Raw genomic sequence first — 23,497 nt, 5'->3', positions numbered from 1 at the left:
CGCGGCGGCACCAGGCCGGCCCGGCGGGGACGCCGCGACCGCGCACCGCCCCACCGGAGCCGTTCCGCTTCCGTCACACCCTCTCGCGGGCTCGTGCGACATGGTTCTCCACTCCGGCGACCGCGGCGTCCAGCGTGGAGTTGAACATGGTGTCGATCACGTCCTTGGAGGGCGGGGGCGCTTCTTCCTCGTCGGGGCCCGACGGTGCCGGTGGCAGAGTGGCCCACCGCTGCAGTGCCCCGTTCAGTTCGCTGAGCAGCAAACCTGTGAACACACCGACCAGGGTCGCGGCGACGCGCGGAATCTCCTCCTCGGGCAGTTTCGCGGTGGCCAGGATGTCGATCAGTGCCTGCCAGAAGGGGTCCTCCGGCTGCACGTAGTCGGGGCGCGTGAAGGAATACCCCATCAGTTTCGGGTGACGGTGCGACAGTTCGCGGAAGTCCCGGGCCAGTTCACGCAGTCGGTCCTGCCAGGGGATGTCTCCCCGCTCCTCCGCGCTGAACTGCGAACCGACCCGGTGGGCCACGCCGCGCAGCACGGCGTCCTTGTTCGGCACGTGGTGGTACAGCGACATCGGGTTCGCATCGAGCGCGGTCGCGAGTTTGCGCATGGTGAGCGCCTCGACCCCGTCGGTATCGATGAGCTGCAACGCCATGGCGTAGATGCCGTCCTTGGTGAGCGGTACGTCCCTCTTTCTCGTGCCCCGAGGGGGCTTCCGTTCAGTCGCCATACGGTGTACGGTACCAGCCTTCGCCAACGTGGAGGGCAGTGGCACCGTTTTCAGCCCCCCGTTCCTCCGGCTTCGCGGACAGTCCCGGACCGGTTGGCCTTGGTGGGCGACGAGGTCCCCAAGGCGCGCCTTGAACAGGAAAAGGCTCGACTGGAAGCTGCGCTCGAGGAGTGCGGCAAGACGCTCGAGCAGCGGCCTCGGCGCACTGCCGCCTGACGCGTGCGGGCATAGAACCAGGCGAGGCGTGTCGACCGTCCCCCTTCCCTGGTGTGCTCGCCTGCGGCAGCAGATCGCGGGTATGCCCTGCCGAGGGGACTCTGGCGAATCCGGCTTGCCCGCTCTCACGGACTGATGCCGGACCGATCGAGCGCGGCGTAGAGATCAGAGGCGCCGCCGCGAGGCGGCGCACGCGCCTGCTTTTCCGGCGCTGCCGTCAGTCGCCAACGCGCAGGGGTGCAGACCCGACCGCCGCGATGCGTACTGGCCGGCAGGGGCATTGGCTGCTCACCGGGATGTCGCCGCGGCCGCCGTCGCGGACCGTAGATGTCCTCCACGGGTCGCACCCACCAGGAGAAGCCCGGTCAAGCCGCCGACTGACGACGACCGGCCTCGCCCCTCACCTCCTCCAGCCGGGAGCGCGTTCGGAAGCGCCTGATCTTGATGCGACCCCGCTGCGCGAGCGACGCCGTCCCTGATGAGCCGAAACATTCCTGTTTCTCGGCCCCAGGTCTGCCGATTGAGTTTCCATACGTCGTATGGTACTACTGTAGGCATACAGCGTATGGAAACCGGGTGCTGCCGTACCGGCGCCCCGTCACACCGAATGGCGCCCTGCCCGCCTTTCCCCTTGGAGGAGCCAGCCATGACCACACAGCCCGAGACCGACCTGCGGCCCATCCGGTCTCCGCGGGGCGTCCCGCTCTTCGGCCACACGCCGCAGATCCCCAGCACCAACCCGGTGGAGTACTTCGGCAAGCTGTCCAAGCAGTTCCCCGAGGGGCTCTACGGCATGGAGATCGCCGGCATCGAGCAGGTCTTCGTCTGGGACCCGGATCTGGTGGCCGAGGTCTGTGACGAGACGCGGTTCTTCAAGCAGATCGACAAGACGCCGCTGGCCCATGTCCGGGACTACGCGGGAGCCGCCCTGTTCACGGCCCACCAGCACGAAGAGGAATGGGGTATGGCGCACCGAGTCCTCCTCCCGGCCTTCAGCCAGCGGGCGATGAAGGGCTACTTCGGGCAGATGCTGGAGATCGCCCAGAACCTGGTGGGCAAGTGGGAGCGCAAGGAGGGCCAGCCGGTCAACATCACCGACGACTACACCCGGCTGACCCTGGACACCATCGCCCTGACGGGGTTCGGTTACCGGTTCGACTCCTTCGCCAAGGAGGATCTGCACCCCTTCCTCAACGCGCTGCTGCAGGCGCTGGTGGAGTCGCTGCGGCGCTCGCAGGAGCTGCCGATGATGACCAAGATGCGCAAGGCCGATGACAGGAAGTACCGCGAGAACATCCGGCTGATGCGGGACCTGGTCGAGAACGTGATCAAGGAGCGCCGTGATGGGAAGGGAACCGGTGAGGATGACCTGCTGGGCCTGATGCTGGAGGCCACCGACCCGGAGACCGGCAAGGGGCTGGAGGACGACAACGTCCGTGACCAGGTGCTGACGTTCCTGATCGCCGGTCACGAGACCACCAGCGGTCTGCTGTCGTTCGCCACGTACTCGCTGATGCGCAACCCGCACATCCTGGCCCAGGCCTACGCAGAGGTGGACCGGCTGCTTCCGGGCGACACGGTCCCGGACTACGACACGATCATGCAGATGGACGTGATCCCGCGGATCCTGGAGGAGACCCTGCGCCTGTGGGCTCCCATCCCGATGATCGGCAAGTCCCCGCTGGAGGACACCGTCATCGGCGGCTGCTACGGGCTGAAGAAGGGAGCGCGGGTCAACATCCTTGAAGGTCCGCTGCACACCCACCCCAAGGCGTGGGAGCGGCCGGAGGAGTTCGACATCAACCGGTGGCTGCCGGAGAACCGGGTCAACCACCACCCGCACGCCTACAAGCCGTTCGGCAACGGCGTGCGTGCCTGCATCGGCCGGCAGTTCGCGCTCACCGAGGCCCGTCTGGCCCTCGCGCTGGTGCTGCAGAAGTTCAAGTTCGCCGACACCGACGACTACAAGATGGACGTCAAGGAGGCGCTGACGCGCAAGCCCGGCGGCTTCGAACTGAACGTGCGGGCCCGTCAGGAGCACGAGCGGACCGTGTTCGGCGCAGTGGACCTGCAGACCGACGACACGCGGGCGCAGGCCGCGGTCAGCGGTGTCGGGGTGAACCTGACCGTCGCCTACGGCTCCAGCCTGGGCTCGTGCGAGGACCTGGCGCGCACCATCGCCGACCGCGGTGAGCGCTCCGGATTCGGCACCACCCTGGTCGGCCTGGACGAGCTGGGTGACAACCTGCCCACCGAGGGCCTGCTCGTCGTCGTGGCCTCCAGCTACAACGGCAAGGCTCCGGACAACGCGCAGCGTTTCGACGACCTGCTCGCCGCCGGACTCCCGGAGGGCTCGCTGTCCAATGTGCGGTTCGCGCTGCTGGGTGCCGGCAACACCCAGTGGGTGGCCACCTACCAGGGCTTCCCCAAGCGGATCGAGGCAGGCCTGCTGGCCGCCGGCGCCACCCGCGTCATCGAGCGCGGCATCGCGGACGCCGCCGGTGACTTCGACGGCATGGCCACCCGCTGGATGGACACCCTGTGGGCCACCCTGGCCGAGGAGTACGCCGCCGACACCTCCGAAACCACCGGGCCGCGCTTCGAGGTGCAGCTGCTGACCGAGGCGGAGGTGCGTCCCGCGATCGTCTCCGAGCAGGCCTACCCCCTCACCGTGGTCGCCAACGAGGAGCTGGTCAGCGACGCGACCGGGCTGTGGGACTTCAGCATCGAGCCGCCGCGCCCGGCCGCGAAGTCCATCACCATCGAACTCCCCGACGGTGTCACCTATGACACCGGCAACCACCTGGCCGTCTTCGCCAAGAACGAGCCCGCGCTGGTCAACCGCGCCCTCGCGCGGCTCGGCGTCGATCGCGACCAGGTCCTGCGTCTGGACCAGCCCGCCGGCGGCCGTACGCACCTCCCGGTGGGCACGCCCGTCACCGCGGGTCTGCTGTTCACCGAGTTCGTGGAGCTGCAGGACGTGGCCACCCGCTCGCAGATACAGACGCTGGCCGGGCACACCGAGTGCCCGTGGACCCGGCCGCAGCTCGAGGCCTACACGGCCGACACCGCCGAGGCCGAGGAGCGCTACCAGACCGAGGTCCTGGGCAAGCGAGTCTCCGTGCTCAACCTGCTGGAGCGCTTCCCCGCGGTCGAACTGCCGCTGGCGGTCTTCCTGGACATGTTGGGCCCGATCCGCCCCCGCTTCTACTCCATCTCCTCCTCCCCGCTGGCCAATCCCCGGCACGTGCGGCTGACCGTCGGTCTGCTGGAAGGCCCGGCCCTGTCCGGCGATGGCCGGTACCGCGGCACCTGCTCCTCCTACATCGCAGGCCTCAATCCCGGTGACGTCTTCTACGGCTACGTGCGCGTGCCCTCCCCGACGTTCGCGCCGCCGGCCGACCCCGCCACGCCGCTGCTCCTCATCGGCCCCGGCACCGGCATCGCGCCGCTGCGCGGCTTCCTGGAGGAGCGTGCCCACCAGCACGCGAACGGCACCCAGGTGGGCCTGTCCCAGGTCTTCGTCGGCTGCCGCCACCCGGAGCACGACTACTTCTACCGGCAGGAGATGCAGGACTGGGAGCAGGCCGGGATCGCCCAGGTGCACACCGCCTTCTCCGCGGTGACCGGACACCCGGCCCGGTTCGTCCAGGACGCCATCGTAGGTGCCGCCGACACCGTGTGGCAGGCCATCCAGGACGGCGCGTACCTCTACGTCTGCGGCGACGGCCGCCGCATGGCACCCGCCGTGCGCGAGGCGCTCGCCGCCATCTACCGCAAGCACACCGGCAGCGACGACGAGGCCGCCCAGCAGTGGCTCGCCCAGCTCGAAGCGGACGAGCGCTACCAGCAGGACGTCTTCGCCTGACCCCCAGACGCCGGGAGGGTGCGGCGGTCCTGACACCCCGCACCCCTCCCGGCCACCACTCACCCACGAGGCACCACACGGCACCCCATCGGCCCGAACCGCCGGGAGTGCCGCTCACAGAAAGCAGAGCACCATGGACACCATGCTCGCCGGACGCTTCCACCTGGACAGCAAGAAGTTCGCTGTGGAGGAGGTCCCCGTCCCCGTGCCCGGCCCGGGCGAGGTCCTCATCGAGGTCAAGGCCGCAGGCGTCTGCCTCTCGGACGTCCACCTGCTCGACGGCTCCCTCGTCCCGCTGTTCGCCACTTCCGACACGGTCACCGTCGGGCATGAGGTCTCCGGTGTGATCCACACCCTCGGCCCCGACCTCAAGCGCGGCCTGACCGTCGGCACCCGCGTCACCCTGGAGGCCGGCAAGACCTGCGGCCAGTGTGCCGGCTGCGTGCGCAGCCGCCCCTGCACCCAGATGCTCACCGCCGGCATCGACTACGACGGCGGCTGGGCCCAGTACACCGTCGCCCGCGAGGACACCCTCATCCCCATCCCCGACCACCTCCCCTTCGACCAGGCCGCGATCATCCCCGACGCGGTCTCCACCCCCTACGCCGCCGTCGTCACCACCGCGGGCGTACGCCCCGCCCAGTCCGTCGGCGTCTGGGGCGTGGGCGGAGTCGGCGCCCACAACGTACGCCTCGCCCGCCTGGCCGGCGCCGCACCGATCATCGCCGTCGACCCGCTGCCCAGCGCCCGGGAACGCGCCCTGGCCTTCGGCGCGGACTTCGCCCTCGACCCGGCCGCCCCCGACTTCGCCGACCAGGTCCGCGCGGCCACCGCCGGACGAGGCCTCGACTTCGCCTTCGACTGCGCCGGCGTGCCGGCGGTCCGCGAGCAGGCCGCCGCCGCACTCGGCCTGGGCGGAGTCCTCATCCTGGTCGGCATCAGCCCCAGGCCCCTCACCATCACCGAGGGTCTGACCTTCAACTACCTGGGCAAGCAGGTGCGTGGCCACTACGGCGGCAGCCCCGAGTCCGTCACCGAGCTGGTCCGGCTGGCCGAGGTAGGCCGTCTCGACCTGGCCCCCTCCATCACCGACCACATCCCGCTCGCCGAGGCCGCCGACGCGGTCAACCGGCTGGAGAACAAGATCGGCGACCCCATCCGCCTCATCCTCGTTCCCTGATAACTGAACAGAAAGTTCATCAAGACCACCTCGGGCAGGGGTGAGTGGGCGCCGGTGCTTGAGGGAGCACAGGCGCCCACGGTCTTGTGTGGACGGTCAGTTCACAAGGGTCTTGGTGAGCGCGGAGCCGACAGGGCTGTTGGCCGCGCGGAGGAGGATGCAGCGGGCGGCGGCGTTTGCCGCGACGGCTGGACATCACCGGAGGGCGACAGCCGGGTCGCCCGCCGACGCGGGGGGCGTCGAAGGCAACCAGACAGTCCTTGCCGACGTGGCGAAGGTGCCGCTGAGTGACGACATGAGGCGTCGCGGGCAGAAGTTGCAGGGCCATGTGGTGGCGGATCGCGCGCGGCCCGACGGGGCGGGGCGACCGGGCAGACTGCCCACCGACAACCCGCAGCACATCAAGAACTGGGCACGTTTATCGGTACGTGAACCTGGGCGCGTTCAGGGGTACGCCGACAGGTGCTGCATCGTCAGCCGGTCGAAGCCCCCGAGGAACCTCGCGATCGACCCGGCGGGCCGGGCGAGATGGTGCTCATACGACCCCAGGAATACCCTCCACGTCCAGCGCTGCCGCGTCCGAGAAGAGCTCCGGCGCGGCCAGGGCGCACTCCGCCCAGACCGTCTTGCCACTTCGGGCATGGCGCGTTCCCCAGTGCTCGGTGAGTTGGGCGACGAGGAACAGACCTCGCCCGCCCTCGTCGAAGACACGGGCCCGGCGCAGGTGCGGAGTCGTGCTGCCGGCATCCGCGACCTCGCACATGAGGGTGCGATCGTGGATGAGACGCAGCTGGATGGGAGGCCGGCCGTAGCGGATGGCGTTGGTGACGAGTTCGCTGACGACCAGTTCGGTGGTGAAGTCGAGTTCCTCCAGTCCCCAGGTGGTCAGCTGCTCGGAGACGCTCGCTCTGGCCCGGGCGACCTCGGCCGGGTCGGCATCCACGTCCCAAGTGGCGACCTGACGGTCTCCGAGGGTGTGGGTGCGGGCCAGGAGGAGTGCCACGTCGTCGTGCGGTCGGTCTGCGGGCAGCAGCGCTTCGAGGACGGTGTCGCAGGTCGCCTCCAGGGAGGCGGAGGACTGCGCGAGGGCGTGGCACAGTCGGGTCAGGCCCGCCTCGACGTCGTGGTCGCGGGCCTCGATCAGGCCGTCGGTGTAGAGGGCGAGGAGGCTGCCCTCGGGCAGGTCGATCTCCGCCGCCTCGAACGGCAGGCCGCCCAGACCGAGTGGCGGGCCGGCGGGCAGCTCGAGGATGTCGGCGGTTCCGTCCCGGGTCATCACGACGGGCAGGACGTGGCCCGCGCGGGCGAGGGTGCAGCGGCCGGCGACGGGATCGTAGACGGCGTACAGGCAGGTGGCCCCGATGTCCCCAGCGGATTCGGTGTCCGTTTGGGCAGAGACTTCGGCAGACAGGCGGATGACGACGTCGTCCAGGTGGGTGAGGAGTTCGTCGGGCGGCAGGTCGATGTCGGCGAGGGTGCGTACGGCGGTCCGCAGCCGGCCCATGGTGGCGGCGGCGTGGATGCCGTGGCCGACCACGTCGCCCACCACGAGGGCGACCCGGGCACCGGACAGCGGGATGACGTCGTACCAGTCGCCGCCCACGCCGAGCTGGGCGGCAGCAGGCAGGTAGCGGCAGGCGACCTCCACGGCGGACTGCGCGGGTGTACCGCGCGGGAGGAGACTGCGCTGGAGGGCGAGGGCGGTGGCGCGCGCGTGCGTGTATCGGCGGGCGTTGTCGATGGCCACCGCCGCCCTGGCCGCGATCTCCTGGGCGAGGAGCAGGTCCTCGTCCCCGTACGCGTCGGGCTTGTGGTGGCGGAAGAACTGAGCGACACCCAGCGTGGTGCCACGGGCGCACAGCGGTACCAGCAGCATTGATGCGGACGGGCCGAGGTGGTGCCGTGAGGGTCGGCCGGTGACCAGGGCGCGAGCCGGTGGTGATCCGTCCGGATACCTGTGGAGCTGCTGCGGCCGAACCGACGATTCCCCGTAGATCGCTTCCAGGCTCGTCGTCTCGGGGTAACCGTCCGTCACCGACTGCTGGGCAACCCGGCGGACCACGAGTGTGCCCTTCGCGGGAGGGTCGTCTCCGAAAGGCGTTTCGAGGAGGTCGACGGTGCCGGCGTCGGCGAATCGCTCGGTGGCCAGGTCCGCCAACTCCTGGGCGGTACGGGCGATGTCCAGGGTCGTTCCGACGCGTGCGCTCGCCTCGTTCACCACCGACAGCCGCCACTGCACCCGGCGATCCCGCTCCTCCTGGAAGGCCAGGACGCCCGTCTCCGATATGCGGTCCATGTACTCGGTCGCCAGTGCGATCAGCTTGCGTGTCGCCGCGTTGATCGGCTCGGCATCGCTGGTGAGCCGGGGCAGCTCTCCGAGTAGCCGGTCGAGGACGAGGCCCTGCGCGAGCCGGAAGGCGCGCAGCATCGCTGTGACCGGCTTCCCGCGCTGAGCCAGCCGACGCGCGCGCTCTGCGTCGGCGGCCGGCGGATCGATCCGCCTTGGCTCGATGTCGTGCTCGATGCCGAAAAGTAGGGCGACTACGTGCTCGGCGACGTTCTCCCCCGTCATCTGTGCGATGTCCGGTTCGTCCCACAGTTCGGGGACCTCGCGCCGCAGGCATTGCTCTACGTCGTGGATCAGCTCGTCCGCTCGCGGGCTGAGTTCATGTGCGGCACGGGACAGAAGACTGTCCGCGGTGAAGTCCACTCTGACGACGTTACGCCGCCCTGGTGGACCGCGAAGCCTCAGCCGGCCGCATCTGGCTGCGCGGCGTCCGGGAGGAACCCGGTCTCACGGGCTGGGTGTGGTCGAGGGCAAGGGTCCGCGCGGCCACCGGCGGAGGCGCCCACGGCTTTCCGGTGTCCACGGGGCCTGGCGCAGCCGGTGCTCGGGTCAGTCGAGGTCGGGCAGCGGGCGCCGGGTCACCTGATGGGCGTCGTCCGGTGGGACGCCGAGCATGCGCAGGACCATCTCGGCCAGGTCGGAGGCGGACTCGTCGCCGTCGAGGTCGGGGCGGGCCAGCCGCAGCGCCACGAGGGACAGCAGGGTGCCGCCGAGGGCGGACAGGGCGGTGGTCGGGTTGGAGCAGGTGAAGCGGCCCGAGGCGATGCCGATGTCCAGGTCGCGCAGGGCTCGAGGGGCGAGGCCCCGGTCGGTGTGGATCTGGGCCAGACCGCGGTCACGCAGGATCCGCATGAGTTCAGGGTGCGAGTCGGCCATGCGGGCGGTGAGCCGGAAGCCCGCGGCGACGAGCTCGGCCGGGTCGTCGATTCCTTGTACGCGCTCGTCGATGACCTGCCCGAACTCGTCCAGGGCGTCTGTCACCGCGGCGTCGAACAGCTCCGTCTTGGACTCGAAGTGGTTGTAGAAGGAGCCGAAACCGACGTCCGCGCGCTCGGCGATGGCCTGGATGCTGGCGCTGGTGTCCCCGGTCTCCGCGAGGATCTGCCGGGCCGCACGGACGAGCGCCTGGCGGGTCTCGGCACGGCGCCGCTCGAAGCGGTTCTTGGGCGGGGCTGACGTCGGCATGCGCCGAGTGTAACAACCGGCGCGATGAGTCTGCCATTACTGATGAGATCATCAATTATTTGGGTCCACCCTATTGACGATGGGTAACGGCAAAGTTGATGATTTCCTCATTACAGCAGTGTTGCTTGGAGGACACCATGTCCCACACCCCCGTTAACAGGGCCGCTCCCCAGACGCCCCACCAAGACCTCCACAGTGAACAGGGCGCCCTGCGCGGAGAGCACCCCGGACGTTCCCGGAACCCCGTGATCAAGGCGGCGGACCTGGCCTGGCTCGAGTTCGAGAAGCCGGACCTGGACCGGGCCGAGGTCTTCGCGCGTGACTTCGGGTTCGCGATCGCCGCCCGCACCGAGGGGGAGCTGTGGCTGCGCGGTACCTTCGCGGGCTCACCCTGCATGGTCATCCGGCGGGGGCGTGCGTCCCGGTTCATCGGGCCGGCGTTCCGCGCGGCCGAGCGAGCCGACCTGGACCGGCTGGCCAGCGCCACCGGCAGTACCGTCCGGGACATCGGCGTACCGGGCGGTGGGCAGTCGGTCGCCCTGCTCGATCCTTCGGGCCTGCCGGTCCGGGTCGTGCACTGCGCCGAGCAGCTGCCCGCCCTGCCCGAGCAGGAGCCGCTGATCCTCAACTTCGGTACCGATCACCGTCGTACGAACGCCACCCAGCGTCCGCCCCGGGAGCCGTCCCGTATTCAGCGGCTGGGCCATGTGGTGCTGGAGACACGGGTGTTCGCCCGCACCCTGGACTGGTACCTGGACACCCTCGGGATGATCGTGTCCGACTTCCTGTTCCTGGACGGGCAGCGCGGGCGCGGGCCGACGATGGCGTTCATCCGGTGCGACCAGGGGAGCGTGGCCGTCGATCACCACACGCTGGCCCTGCACCTGGGGCCCGGAACCGGCTACGTCCACTCCGCCTACCAGGTCACCGACCTCGACACGATCGCCGCCGGTGGGGAGTACCTCGCCGAGCGCGGCTACAAGCGCAGCTGGGGCATCGGCCGGCACGTCCAGGGCAGCCAGCTGTTCGACTACTGGCGCGACCCCGACCACTTCATGCTGGAGCACTTCGCCGACGGCGACCTCTTCTCCTGCGACCTGGACCCCGGCTGGGCCCCGATGTCGGCGAGCGGCCTGGCCCAGTGGGGCCCGCCCGTCACCCGAGACTTCCTGGGCGCCAACCCGTCCCCCGCCAAGCTGCGCGAGGTCATGACGGCCCTGCGTGGCGACAACGAACTCGACCCCGCACGCCTGCTGGGCCTGATGAAAGCGATGAGCTCATGAGTACCAACATTCTGCGCACCACCGACGGCTGGTGGGTCGTCCGGGACGAACGCGCCGTCCGCGTCGAGACCAAGGCGGCCACCACCGCCGAACTGCTCGCCGACCGGGACGCCGTCCGCGAAGCCGCCGCCTCCACCGAGAGCGGCACGCCCGTCGCCGACCTGGTGGCGCTGCCTCCGGTCACCACCCCGTGCCGGGTGGTCGCCCAGATGGTCAACTACCGCAGCCACGCCAAGGATTCGGGCTTCACCGGCGACATCCCGCCCACCTTCTTCCGCAAGGCGTCCGGCTCGGTCAGCGGCCCCCATGACACGATCATCCGCCCCGCGCACGTGAAGTTCCTCGACTACGAGGTGGAACTCGGCCTCGTCATGGGCGCGACCCTGCCCGTGGGCACCGTCGTCGAGGAGCAGGACGTGCCGCGCTACGTCGCCGGCCTCGTCCTGACCAACGACGTCAGCGCCCGCGACGTCCAGCTGACCAAGACCCAGTTCTACGAGAGCAAGTCCTATCCGACCTTCACCCCGACAGGGCCGTACCTGACCCTGCTGGAGCCCGAGGACTTCGCCCATCTGCTGAACCTGCGGCTGCGGCTGTCGGTCAACGGCGTGTCGCGCCAGGACCGCACGCTGGCCGACATGATCGTACGCCCCGCACAGGCGCTCACCCTGCTCGCCCGCTTCCAGACCCTCGACTCGGGCGACCTGCTGCTGACCGGCACTCCCGGCGGCACGGCCCTGAAGGCCCCGCCCAAGGCGGCCGAGAAGATCGCTGCGCTGCTGCCGCCCGCCCTGAAGTGGAAGGCGTTCTTCAAGGGCCAGGCCAAGAACCCCAAGTACCTGCGCAACGGCGACCTCATCACCGCCACGATCGCCACCCCGGACGGACGGATCGACCTCGGCGAGCAGCGGACCCCCGTTACGGACGCAGCATGAAGGCCGCATCCCGGAGACCGGTGGTGATCATCGGTGGGGGACCCGTCGGGGTCATGGCCGCCCTGCTGCTCGCCCGGCACGGAACGCGCAGCTTGATCCTCGAACGCCACCGGGACATCTACCCCCTGCCGCGCGCCGTCGTCGTGGACGACGAGATCCGCCGGATCCTGCAGAGCGTCGGTGTCCACGAGGAGTTCGCCGCCCTCGCCCGCCCGGCGCCCGGGCTGCGGCTGCTGGACGCCCGGCGCCGCGTGATCACCGAATTCCCGCGGTCCCTGCACGGACTCCACGGCTTCCCGCAGCTGAGCATGTTCAACCAGCCCGAGCTGGAACGCCTGCTGCGTGACGCCTTGGCGCGCCGCCCGGAGTGCGAGCTGTGGAGCGGGGTGGAGGTCGTGTCCGTCACCCAGTGCGACACGCAGAACACCGACGCACCCGACGATCCGACGGGTCCGGTCCGGGTCACCTTCCGGCGCGACGGCAGCGACGAGGAGGAGCACCTGTGGGCCGATGCCGTCCTTGGCTGCGACGGTGCGGGCAGTCTCACCCGTGACGCCATCGGCACCGACTGGGAGGACCTGCACTTCCAGGAGAGCTGGCGGGTCATCGACGTGCGCACCAGCCGCCCGGTGCGTACCTGGGAAGGCGCCGAGCAGATCTGCTGCCCCACCCGGCCGGCCACCTTCATGCGCATCAGCGAGGACCGCTACCGCTGGGAGTTCCGGCTGGCCGACGACCAGAACCTGGACGGCCCGGACGGATGGGAGCGCCTGCGCGAGCTGGTCGCCCCCTGGGTGGACCTACCAGCCTCGCAGGGCGACGACTTCGAGGTGATACGGCAGGCGCAGTACACCTTCCAGGCCCGTCTCGCCGACCGGTGGCGCAGGGGGCGTGTCTTCCTGCTGGGCGACGCCGCCCACCTCACCCCGCCCTTCGTCGGGCAGGGTCTGTGCTCGGGCCTGCGCGACGCCCACAACCTCACCTGGAAGCTCGCCCGCGTGCTCCAACAGGGCGCACACGAGGGGCTGCTGGACACCTACGAACGCGAGCGCAAGCCACACGCCCGCCATGTGATCCGCGTGGCGGTCGCCGTCGGCTGGGCCATGACCGGCGGGCAGGACCGCGGTGCGGCGTTCCGCCGGGCCGTGGTGGGCGCGGTCTGTCGTATCCCTGGCGTGACCGAGGCGGTGAGCCGTGATCTCAGCCCCGCCCTGACCGCCGGTCCACTCGTACGGCGCCGCCCCAGGCTGACCGGCCGTGTGCTGGCCGGCACCTTCTGCCCGCAGCCCTGGGTGCGGCATGACGGCAGGCGAGTGCGCCTCGATGAGGTCCTCGGGGACTCCTTCGCCGTCCTGACCGCTGTGCCGCCCACGGCGCAGATGACGGCCGTGGCCACGGCACTGGGCGCCCAGACGATCCACGTCGACGACCTGGGCGACGACGGCACCGTGGCCGGCTGGCTGACCCGCGGCCGTGCCGGCGCCGTCCTGCTGCGCCCCGACCGCGTCGTGATGGACACCGTCCCGGCCGGCACCGGCGACTTCACGGACACCGTCGCCTGGGCCCCCCTGCTGCACACGGCCCGCCGTACCGCCGACGCCCGGCCCGCCTGACGAGGAGCACCACACCATGACCACCCCGCACCCCGCGCCGTATCCGGAACCCTTCTTCACTCCCGACCCCAGGTCGGCTGCCCACAGCCGCATCGCGGACTTCGCCCGATGGGCGGCCCGGAACCGGGGCGCAGGAGGGATCCAGGACCCCACGGACTACCGAGCCCTGCACCAGTGGTCCGTCACCGACCTCGAAGGGTTCTGGGCCGCGGTGTGGGAGTACTTCGACATCGACGCGACGACTCCGTACGAGCAGGTGCTGGCCGAGGAGACCATGCCCGGCGCCCGCTGGTTCCCGGGCGCCACCCTCAACTACGCCCATCACGCGCTGCGCAACCTGCAGCCGGACGCTCCCGCGATCACCGCCCTGGACGAGACCGGAGCCGGCTATGAGATCACGGGCCGGGAGCTGCGCGCCCAGGTCGCCTCCGTCGCTGCCAGCCTGCGCGACCTGGGCGTCGGACAGGGCGACCGGGTGGTGGGCTATCTGCCCAACACCCCCCACGCCATCGTCGCCTTCCTCGCCACCGCAAGCCTGGGCGCGGTGTGGTCGGTGTGCGGCCAGGACTACGCACCCAAGGCCGCCGCCGACCGTTTTGCCCAGCTCGAACCCACGGTGCTCATCACCGCGGACGGCTACCTGTTCAACGGCACCACCCACGATCGCCGCGCCGCCTCGCTCGAACTCGCCGCCGCCCTGCCGACGCTGAAGGCCACGGTGCTCGTGGACCACGTGGGCCTTGCCTGGCCCGAGGGCGGGAACTCGGGGCTGACGGTGCCCTGGGAGGACGCGGCCACCCGCGTCGAGTACCTCACCATCGCCCCGGTGCCGTTCGACCACCCGCTGTGGGTCGTCTTCTCCTCTGGCACCACCGGACTGCCCAAAGGCATCGTCCACGGGCACGGCGGGGTCCTGCTCGAACACCTCAAGATGCTCGGCCTGCACACCGATCTGGGCACCGGCGACCGCCTGCTGTGGTACACCACCACCCACTGGATGATGTGGAACCTGGTCGTCTCCACCCTGCTGACCGGTGCCACCACCTGCACCTACGACGGCAGCCCGGGACCGCAGGCGCGTGCGGACGTCCTGTGGGAGCTGGCGGCCCGTCACAGGGTCACCGTCTTCGGCACCAGTCCTCAGTACCTGCTGGCCATGGCCAAACTGGGCATCGAACCCTCCGTGCACGACCTGTCGGCCATCCGCGTCGTCGGCTGCACCGGCTCCGCTCTGCCCGCATCCGCCTACCCCTGGGTCCGCGACCACGTGGGCGCCGGCGTCCAGCTGGCCTCCACCAGCGGCGGCACCGACATCGTCTCCGGCTTCGCCGGCAGCGCCTCCACGACCCCTGTCTGGGCGGGGGAGTTGTCCGCCCCCAGCCTGGGCGTGGCGCTGGCCGCCTACGACGCGACGGGCACCCCTGTCCTCGACCAGCTCGGCGAACTGGTCGTCACCCGCCCCATGCCGTCCATGCCGCTGTATTTCTGGAACGACCCCGACGGCAGCCGCTACCGCGACGCCTACTTCGGCGCCTACGCCGGTGTGTGGCGGCACGGCGACTGGATCACGCTCACCTCGCACGGCTCGGTGATCGTGCACGGCCGCTCCGACGCCACCCTCAACCGCAACGGCGTGCGCCTGGGCAGTGCCGACATCCACGACGTCGTCGAACATCTCCCCGAGATCACCGAGGCCCTCGTCATCGGCGCGGAGGAACCCGACGGCGGCTACTGGATGCCGCTCTTCGTGGTCCTCGCCGACGGGGTCGGCCTGGACGACTCCCTGCGCGACCGGATCCGCGACGCGATCCGCGCCGGCGCCTCACCCCGCCACGTGCCCGACGAGATCCTCGCCGTACCGGCCCTCCCGCACACGAAGACCGGCAAGAAGCTCGAGGTTCCCGTCAAGCGCCTGCTCCAGGGTGCCCCCGCCGAGCACGTCCTGAACCCCGCGGCGGTCGACAACCCCGACCTGATCGCCTACTTCGCCCGCCTGGGCGCGGAGCGGAACAAGCGGTCAGCACACGACACATGAGTCGGCCAGGGAACCACAGGCCCACGTGACAGCACCGGGTCCTTGTGCCCCGCCCGGCTCCGCAAAACCCCGTCCCCACGGGGTGGGGGGGGGGGGGGGGGGGGGGGGGGGGGGAGGAGGGAGGAGAAAGAAAAAAGAAGAAGAAAAAAAAGAGGAAAAAAAAAAAAGAGGGGCCGAAAGGGAAAAAATAGACCAGGGGGCAAGGGGGGGTTCCTTTCCCCCCGTCTGCCCCAGAAAACCCCCCCCCCCCGGGGGGGGGGGGGGGGGGCCCCCCCCCCCCCCCCACCACACACAACCGAAGTAAGAGAGAAACGATGAGCATGACCGACCGCGAACCGCAGGCCCTCGATGTCCTCGACGACGCCGGACGAAAGGTGCTGTTCACCGAGGCCCGCACCGCGAACACCTTCGCCGAGGTGGCCGTTGCCGACGACGAACTCGCCATGATCTGGGAACTCGCCCGCTGGTCGCCGAGCGCCGCCAACGGCCAGCCTCTGCGCGTGCTCTTCGTGCGTACCCACGAGGGCAAGGAGCGGCTCGTCCGGCATCTCGACGAGGGCAACAGGGCCAAGACGCTCAGTGCGCCGGCCGTGGCGATCCTGGCGTACGACGTCGACTTCCACGAGCAGATGCCGACAGTCTTCCCGGCCCGCGGTGACATGCTGCGAGCGGCGTTCGCCGACCAGATCGACACGCGCGAGAGCATCGCGGCCTACAACTCGGCACTGCAGACCGGGGTCTTCCTGCTCGCGGTCCGCGCGGCGGGGCTCGCGGCCGGTCCCATGGTGGGCTTCGACAAGGCCGGCGTGGACGGAGAGTTCTTCGCCGGTAAGAGCTGGCGCTCGCATCTGGTGGTCAACATCGGTCACCCCGGTGCCGACCCGTGGTTCCCGCGGCTGCCCCGCGTGCCCGTCGAGGACGCCGTCGCCTATGCCTGAGGGCACTGACGCCGCCTGGTAGGTGAGAGGCGCCATGCCGTGGGCGCCGGTGCTCTTCCGAGTACCGGCGCCCATTTTTACCGAGGTGGCTGTGACGGATTTTCTGCAGAGGTGTCAGGGCACGAGAACGAGACCAGGGCGCCGATCGGCACCGTGACAATAAGTGCGCCGTCCTGCCGAGCTCACGCATCACCCGCTGTCAGTCGGCCTGTTGCTCGGCGGACCGCAGCCCGGCGGTCCACTTCTCCACCCCGATGCCGATCCCGAAGCCCTTGGTACCCAGGCTGTAGTGCTCCGGGGCCACGATCGCCACCAGCGTGAACCACCCGATGACGTGGAGCGCGATGATGAAGGCGGCCATCCCGCCTGCGCGGCCCCACTCGGCGCGGCTCATCGAGCCGGATATGCGTCGCCATCGGGAGCGGAGGCCGCCGGTGGCCGTGGGCGCGGCTGTCATGCGCGGTCTTCCCTCACTTCTGAAAGAACGTGATCAAGGTGCGCGGCTCTCGCCGGGCAGCAGCCGTTCTCACCTCGTCGCCGGCCGCGGCTCCCGTCGGTGCTGCTGCCGACTCCGACGAGCAGACCCGAGCCCCCGCCCAGGGGGGTCCTCCGGCCGGGCGAAGTCGGCGCGGACATTTCATACGCTGTACGGTATCACCTGTTCCGTACGTCGTATGGAATGCCGACAGGTGCAGGCAGGAGGGTGTCGTTGAGCCCCTCCTGCCTGCCTCCCGGGTGCGGTCAAGAGTCGCTGATCCCGAGATCAGCGTCCGCCTCCCTACCGCCAGCGGTTGTCACGGCGACGTGCACGGTCTGAGCCCACCCGTGCCGACGGCGCCTGTCTCACCGGTTGTCGCGGCCTCAGTCGTTGTCGGACCGCTTCGAGTCGTGGTCATACCGCTTCGAGTCGTGGTTGTACCGGTCCCAGTCGCGGTCGTACCGGTTCGAGTCGCGGTCGTTCCGGTCCCAGTCGTAGCGGTGGTTCCTGTCGTGCTTCCAGCTGCAGTCCTCGTCGTCCCAGTAGTAGAAGTGACCGCGGCGGTCGTACCGGTCCGAGTCGGTGAAGTGGTCGCTGTGCTGGCGGGCGCGGTATCCGTCCCGGCTGTAGTCCTCCTCGGAGTTGTGCCGGTAGGTGACACCGCGGTCCCCGCGGTAGTCGTCGGCCTTGACGCTGACGGCCGGGCGCTGCACGTGCGCAGACTCAGGAACCGCGGCCGAGGCGGTGCCCCCGGCGCCGAGAACGGCGCCACCCGCGACCGCGGCGGAGGCGGCAGCGAGAGAAATGCGCTTCGTGAGCTTCCTCATGGTTATCTCCTTCGTGTTGGCGTCGTCCGCAAACCCAGCGATTGCTCTGCAGGTGATGCGGTGCGCCCCATCTGTGTCGAAGTCGTATCGGCGAGTTCACCCCTCGTGAGGGTGCAGCCGGCGACCATCAGTCGAAACGGAGGACGCCGATCCGGCGGCACTCCGCTGCGTTCCATACGCTGTATGGAACTACAGTGATATCAGAGAATGTCCGGAAATGTCGAATGCACGGTTCGCGGCGCTGAGGTGCAGCGCACCGGATCTGGTCGCGGCCTGGGCGCGCCGGCCTGCTGAGCGGCCAAGACGTGGCTTGCGGCGGACCGAGACTCTGCTGCGCAATTCCGGGGGGCTGGGGTGAGCGGGCCGTGGGTGCGGGATGATCGTCTGCGCGGCCGTTGACCTGTCGTGCGGTCGCGGGGGTGGTGTGGATGTCGCTGCGGCCGGAGGGGTTGCCGAAGATCCCGGAGCGGACCGCGCTGGTGGCCCGGGCCGCGTTCCCGCACGGCAGTCTGCCGATACGGGTGCGGGACCGTCTCGCGGAAGTCTTCGCTGACGAGCCGTTTGCCGCGTCGTTCGGCATGCGCCTGGGGCCGCCGCCCGCGTGGCGCCAGCCCCAGGGACGGGCGGGTCCTGCCCGCAAGGAGATCCGTATGACGTCCACCGACGCCCTGAGCTCCCGGGAGCACCTGCCCTTCGCGGCCCAGGCGGAGATCCCGACCGCATCCGACTGGTGCCAGAGGTGGCAGCAGCGCAGGCACTCGTGGCGGCACGTCAGCGAAGGAGGCTTCGACGCCCGCCGCTATGAGGTGGAGCCGCTCCCCGAGGGGCCGACGGGCGTTGGTGCGCTCGCTGCCCGGGTCGCGGCCGCCCTGCTTGGTCGAGCGAAACGGGGTGCGGTGCGCTTTGGAGGCCGCGACGCTCGGCGCGTGCACCCCACACTCCTCGCAGTGGCGACACCAGTTTGCTCGCGGGCAGACCCAGCTGGGGCTCGACGACTGGCTTCGGGCCCATGCCGAGCCGCGTCCGCCCGGCCAACCCTGCCAGGGGTGCCCGCGAGTTCCTTGGAGGACACGGTTGGTCGGCCCGTCTGCCGGGCAGGCGAAGGCCCCGAATTCCCTGAGGGAGCTCGGAGGCCGGGGCGGCTGTCGGCGAGGACGGCGTTGTGGACGAAGAGTGGGGTCCTCGCCCGCTCGGGGCGTGTGCCGACCGGGCGGGCGAGGACGTTCGGGCTGCGCCGGCAGGTGCCCGGCGCGGGTGGGTCAGGCGGGCGGGGCTCCCCAGGCTGGCGTGGTACCGAGGTACGCGGGGATCGCTGCGGCGTCGGTGTATGTAGTGGAGGTGCCGCGGCTGTAGTCGCCGACCTCGTCGAAGTTCGACCAGTCGGACTTGCTCATCCGCAGTTGCAGGTCGCCGGTGTTGTGGCCGACGGCCAGGGTGCCGCCTGTGAAGCCGACTTCGAGGTAGGCGTCGGCTCCCGGCACGGGCGTGGTCAGGGGTACGACCTTCAGGCTGACGTTGGAGCAGCCGACGGCCGCGTAGTCGCACCAGGCGTTTACGGTGGGCGAGCCGCCGTCCCGGGTGAAGTAGTAGCGGGCCGTGACCTTGGACAGGTCGAGGGAGCCGCTGCCGGTGTTGACGATCTGAAGGCCTGACCGGATGGCGTTGTCGGTGGCCGAGGAGTCGTTGCTCTTGTAGAGGACTTTGAGGCCGCCCGAGGGGTCCGGCGTGCCGCCGGACGTGTCGGTGGTGACGCTCAGCGCGGCGGAAGGCGCCGAGACGTTCCCGGCGGCGTCACGGGCGCGGACGGTGTAGCTGTACGCGGTGCCCGCGCTGAGCCCCGTGTCCGTGAACGCGGTGCCGGCCACCGGCGCGGCCGTGACCTTCGTGCCGTCGCGGTAGACGTCGTACCCGCTCACGCCCGTGTCGTCGGTGGACGCCGTCCAGGACAGGGAGACGCTGGACGCGGTCTTCGCGGTGGCCTTCAGGCCGGTCGGCGCGGTCGGCGCGGTGGTGTCACCGCCCGGGGTGCCGCCACCGTCCGTGGGCACGGCCGGGTAGGCGTTCCTCACCAGCATCGCGAACTGCTCGGGGAACCAGTGGCCCGCAAGGGGGGCGTTCGGCAGTGCGCCGGTCTTGTTGTTGCCCGCGTTGGGCGCCGTGTACGTCGGGTCGCACATGGGGTCCATGCGCTTGCCCTCGTCGTTGGGGATGTCGGAGCTGGCGCCGTCCGACTCGCCCGGCGGCTTGATCCACAGGAACGCGTCGAGGTGGGAGTCGGGGTAGCCGGAGGGCGCGGCCTGCGGGGGCAGCCCGAGTCCGGCGTCGCTGACGTTGCACCACAGTCCCCGGTGTGCCCGTCGGTCGACGCGGGATTCGTTGACGTAGGTGTCGAGGGTGGTGCTGGTGCTCTCCGCGGTGGGACGTCCGGTGCCGCCCCATCCGTTGCGGGAGGTGTCGATCACCATGCCCGTCGACGCGGGCCAGCCGGCCGCGACGAGCGCCCGGTGGACGTTCCCGGTGAAGTCCGACTCGTCGAAGTTGGGGTTCCACTCGTAGAACTTGCCGGACTTGGCCATGTTCCCGCCGACGGTCTTGTCCGGATCGGTCAGGAACGGCTCTTTGAGCGGCGTGTAGTTGGCGACGTTGGTGATCAGCCCGTCGACGCTGGCGAACCCGGCCGCGGTGCCCTTGGCGACATCGGTGTAGAGCTGCACGGTCTGGGACAGGTTGTTGTCCCAGCCGAGCCAGCCGGAGTGCGCGAAGTCCAGGTACGTGTAGACGTTGGGGATGGCGTGCAGCTTGTCGAGGGCGTACTGGATGCCCTTGACGTAGATGCCGCTGCTCTTGGCCTGGGCGCACTCCGGGTCGGCCGTGTTGGTCACGAGGTTGGGCAAGCCGTCCGGCTCGATGACCGTCGTGATGCGGATGTCCTGGTACTTCGGGTTCTTGAGGACGTTCGCGATGGCGTTGATGTACTCGCTCTTGTAGCGGTCGAGACCGGCCTGGGTGAGCGGCAGTTCGCCATTGGAGGCGAGCGCCGCGCAGTCCCGGTCGGGCAGGTCGTAAACCACGAACGTCGCGGTGATCGGCTGCCCGGGCTTCTTCTGGGCCAAAGCCAGATCGAGGTGGTCGGCGAGGCTCTTGCGTCCGGCGTTGGCGGCACCGCCCGTGATGGCGGCGATGCGGTCGAGCCACACCGCGGTGGGATAGGTCCCCACCTTCTGCATCCTGGCCTTGAGCGTGGCGTCCGAGGTCTGCGCCACCGAGGTGCCGACGAGGTCGGTGTAGTCGGGGTTGACGTAGAAGCTCGCTCCGGCGAACGGGTTGTCGGCGTGGGCCTCGGCGGCCGCTGCCGGGTGCCCGGCGAGCTGCCCTGCCAGGCTTAGTGCCAGGGCGGCGAGCGTCGCGGCCAGTGAGGTCGTCCGGCGCCGTCGACGGCCCGGTCTCGGCCGGTGTTCCGGTGCTCGGCCGGTTCGGTGTGTCATGTGCCCTCCTCGTGGGTGATCTGCGGGTGGTACGAGGTGGTGCGGGGTGGAGCTGCAGGGTGTGGTCCGTGGGGCACGGGGGCCGGCTTGCGGTCAGCTGCCCGTGCAGTGCAGGGCGGGTGTGCCCGCGGTGCCGTTCGCGGTGAAGCCGAACGAGGTGGTGGCGCCGGGGAGCAGGGAGCCGTTGAAGGCGGCGTTGCGGACGGTGGCCCGGTCCTGGGCGGTGGTCAGTGAGCCGTTCCACAGGCTGGTGAGGGTGGAGCCGGCCGGATCCCAGTCGACCGACCAGCCCGTCAGTGCAGCGGAGCCGGTGTTCTCGACGGTGACCTCCGCCTGGTAGCCGCCCTGCCAGGAGGAAACAGGGTGGAACTGCGCGGTGCACGCGCCCTGCGTCGGGATCGGAGTGGGCGTCGGCGTCGGGGTCGGGTCCGTGGCGTCGTACGTCAGCCCGTACCCGTACGGGAAGAGCGCAGCCTTGCCGTCGCCGTCGTTGATCGGCTCCTGCGAGGCGCTCTTCATCCAGGTCACCGGCACCTTGCCGGTGGGGGCGTAGTCGCCGAACAGTACGTCGGAGACGCCGGCGCCCTCGGTGCCGGGCAGCCAGGCGGCGAGCAGCGCCTTCCAGTCGGGCAACTGGGCGGAGATGTCGAGCGGCCGGCCGGAGACCAGGACCACGACGACCGGCACCCCGCTCGCCTTCAGCCGGGCGAGGGTCTGCAGATCCTCCTGGTCCAGCCCCATGCCGTTCGGCCGGTCGCCCTTGCCTTCGGCGTACGGTGTCTCGCCGACGACGGCGGCAGCGGCGCCGTAGCTCGCGTCGACGCCGTTGCCGTAGCGGTCGTAGGTGACCCGGGACGGGTCGGTGACGGCGGCGCGGATGCCCTGGAGGACGGTGGTGCCGTCGGTGACGGGACCGCTGCGGCCCTGCCAGCCCACGGTCCAGCCCCCGCTCTGGTTGCCGATGTCGTCGGCGGACTTGCCGGCGACGAAGAGCTTCGCGGACTTGGGCAGCGGCAGGATCCCGCTGTCGTTCTTCAACAGCACCTGGGACTCGCGCACCGCCTGCCGGGCAAGGTTGCGGTGCGCGGCCGACCCGACCGTGGCAGTGTACGAGCGGTCGGTGAACGGCCGCTCGAACAGCCCGAGTTGGAACTTTTTCGTCAGGACGCGGCGGTTGGCGTCGTCGATCCGGGACTGCGGGATCCGGCCCGCAGTGACCTCGCCGCGCAGCAGGGTCAGGAAGTTCTTGTAGTCGTGCGGCACCATCACCATGTCGACGCCCGCATTGACGGCCGTGCTGATCTCGGCGCCGGTGAAGCCGTTCTGCCCGTCGAGCTGGTCGACGGCGGCCCAGTCGGAGACGACGAACCCGGTGAAGCCCAGTTCCCCCTTGAGGACATCGGTCACCAGGTACTTGTTCGCATGGGACTTGATGCCGTTCCAGCTGCTGCACGACAGCATCACCGCCCCCACGCCGCGGCGTACCGCCTCCTTGAACGGCGGCAGGTGGATGGCCCGCAGCTCGGTCTCGGACAGCTCGGTGTTGCCCTGGTCCACGCCGCCGGTGGTGCCGCCGTCGCCGAGGTAGTGCTTGGCGGTGGCGAGCACGGAGGCGGGGCCGGCTCCCAGGGTCTCGCCCTGCAGGCCGGTGACGAACGTCGTCATGGCGGAGGGCAGTTCGGGTGTCTCACCGTACGACTCGTAGGTACGGCCCCACCGGTCGTTGCGGGCCACGCACAGGCAGGGGGCGAAGTCCCAGTCGATGCCGGTGCCGGACACCTCCTCGGCGACCGCCAGTCCGATGCGCTGGACGAGCGCGGGGTCACGGGTGGCGCCGATGCCGATGTTGTGCGGGAAGAGGGTGGCGCCGCGCACCGCGTTGTGGCCGTGCACGGCGTCGATCCCGTAGATCATCGGGATGCCGAGCGGGGTGGTCAGCGCGGTGCGCTGGAGGCTGTCGTACGTGTCGGCCCAGGTCTGGGCGTTGTTGGGGCTGACCGTGGAGTCGCCCCCGGACAGCACGGACCCGATGCGGTACGTGGCGAGGTCGGACTGCGGGACGAGGGCGTCCTTCTCGATCTGCGTCATCTGGCCGAGCTTGTCGTCCAGCGTCATACGCGACAGCAGGTCGTCGACGCGGTCGGCGGCCACTGGTAAGGAGGCGTCCTGGTAGGGGAGCCCGGCGGCGGACGAGGTGGCGGCGGGCTCCGGGACGGTGGCGGCCGGCCCGATGAGGGGCAGAGCGGCGGCGCACAGGGCCAGGGCGGCCGTCGCCGGGCCGCGGCGGGCGGTCAGGAGGCGCATGGGGGTTGGCCTTTCCGGGAGGGGGCCGGGAAGCGGGGCGGCGCCGAGCGAGGGCCGGGGCCCGCCCGGTCCG

The 23,497-nt window shown here is 70.3% G+C and carries 13 protein-coding genes and 1 pseudogene; 7 read left to right on the top strand and 7 right to left on the bottom strand.

Going from position 1 to position 23,497, the window contains the following annotated elements:
• Positions 1–73: 73 nt before the first annotated feature.
• The gene (locus tag ACZ4WS_RS44630) at positions 74–730 is read right to left on the bottom strand and encodes a TetR/AcrR family transcriptional regulator (RefSeq protein WP_467989483.1); all 657 of its coding nucleotides are present in this window, start codon (positions 728–730) and stop codon (positions 74–76) included.
• Positions 731–1,592: 862 nt separating this feature from the next.
• Here ACZ4WS_RS44630 and ACZ4WS_RS44625 point away from each other — a divergent pair.
• Both ACZ4WS_RS44625 and ACZ4WS_RS44620 read left to right on the top strand, forming a co-directional pair.
• Entirely contained in the window at positions 1,593–4,814 is a 3,222-nt protein-coding gene (locus ACZ4WS_RS44625; RefSeq protein WP_467989481.1) for a bifunctional cytochrome P450/NADPH--P450 reductase, read from the top strand.
• Positions 4,815–4,947: 133 nt separating this feature from the next.
• Positions 4,948–5,994, top strand: a complete 1,047-nt coding sequence (locus ACZ4WS_RS44620) for a zinc-binding dehydrogenase (RefSeq protein ID WP_467989479.1) — start codon at positions 4,948–4,950, stop codon at positions 5,992–5,994.
• Between the two features lie 535 nt (positions 5,995–6,529).
• Here ACZ4WS_RS44620 and ACZ4WS_RS44615 read toward each other — a convergent pair.
• Positions 6,530–8,704 carry an ATP-binding SpoIIE family protein phosphatase gene (locus tag ACZ4WS_RS44615; RefSeq protein WP_467989477.1) on the bottom strand — a complete coding sequence of 725 codons (2,175 nt, stop codon included), beginning with the start codon at positions 8,702–8,704 and terminating at the stop codon, positions 6,530–6,532.
• 186 nt (positions 8,705–8,890) lie between these two features.
• Positions 8,891–9,526 carry a TetR/AcrR family transcriptional regulator gene (locus tag ACZ4WS_RS44610; RefSeq protein WP_467989475.1) on the bottom strand — a complete coding sequence of 212 codons (636 nt, stop codon included), beginning with the start codon at positions 9,524–9,526 and terminating at the stop codon, positions 8,891–8,893.
• 137 nt (positions 9,527–9,663) lie between these two features.
• On the opposite strand from ACZ4WS_RS44610, the gene ACZ4WS_RS44605 reads away from it, so the two are divergent.
• The 5 genes from ACZ4WS_RS44605 (at position 9,664) to ACZ4WS_RS44585 (ending at position 16,330) form a co-directional block, all read left to right on the top strand.
• Positions 9,664–10,809 (top strand): VOC family protein, encoded by a 1,146-nt coding sequence (locus ACZ4WS_RS44605; protein WP_467989473.1) that lies wholly within the window; start codon positions 9,664–9,666, stop codon positions 10,807–10,809.
• Positions 10,806–11,744: a fumarylacetoacetate hydrolase family protein gene (locus ACZ4WS_RS44600; protein ID WP_467989472.1), complete on the top strand. Its 939-nt coding sequence runs from the start codon at positions 10,806–10,808 to the stop codon at positions 11,742–11,744. The genes ACZ4WS_RS44605 and ACZ4WS_RS44600 overlap by 4 nt, the downstream gene beginning before the upstream one ends.
• Entirely contained in the window at positions 11,741–13,357 is a 1,617-nt protein-coding gene (mhpA, locus tag ACZ4WS_RS44595; protein WP_467989470.1) for a bifunctional 3-(3-hydroxy-phenyl)propionate/3-hydroxycinnamic acid hydroxylase MhpA, read from the top strand. Before ACZ4WS_RS44600 ends, mhpA begins: the two co-directional genes overlap by 4 nt.
• A gap of 16 nt (positions 13,358–13,373) precedes the next feature.
• Entirely contained in the window at positions 13,374–15,392 is a 2,019-nt protein-coding gene (locus tag ACZ4WS_RS44590) for an acetoacetate--CoA ligase (RefSeq protein WP_467989468.1), read from the top strand.
• Between the two features lie 314 nt (positions 15,393–15,706).
• Entirely contained in the window at positions 15,707–16,330 is a 624-nt protein-coding gene (locus ACZ4WS_RS44585; RefSeq protein WP_467989466.1) for a malonic semialdehyde reductase, read from the top strand.
• 217 nt (positions 16,331–16,547) lie between these two features.
• Here ACZ4WS_RS44585 and ACZ4WS_RS44580 read toward each other — a convergent pair.
• From ACZ4WS_RS44580 to ACZ4WS_RS44565, 4 genes and pseudogenes are all read right to left on the bottom strand, one after another.
• Positions 16,548–16,724, bottom strand: a pseudogene (locus ACZ4WS_RS44580) (HoxN/HupN/NixA family nickel/cobalt transporter); the annotation flags it as partial.
• Positions 16,725–17,191: 467 nt separating this feature from the next.
• A complete protein-coding gene (locus tag ACZ4WS_RS44575; RefSeq protein WP_467989464.1) occupies positions 17,192–17,635 on the bottom strand; it encodes a hypothetical protein in 444 nt (147 codons plus the stop codon).
• A 1,259-nt stretch (positions 17,636–18,894) separates the two neighbouring features.
• Complete coding sequence (locus tag ACZ4WS_RS44570; RefSeq protein ID WP_467989462.1) at positions 18,895–21,120, bottom strand: glycoside hydrolase family 6 protein; 2,226 nt, start codon at positions 21,118–21,120, stop codon at positions 18,895–18,897.
• Positions 21,121–21,213: 93 nt separating this feature from the next.
• Complete coding sequence (locus tag ACZ4WS_RS44565; RefSeq protein ID WP_467989460.1) at positions 21,214–23,424, bottom strand: glycoside hydrolase family 3 N-terminal domain-containing protein; 2,211 nt, start codon at positions 23,422–23,424, stop codon at positions 21,214–21,216.
• Positions 23,425–23,497 lie beyond the last annotated feature (73 nt).

The organism is Streptomyces sp. NPDC029292 (assembly GCF_055569295.1).
Note: the sequence above shows the minus strand (reverse complement) of the source record. Positions and strands in the feature narration are given on the sequence as shown.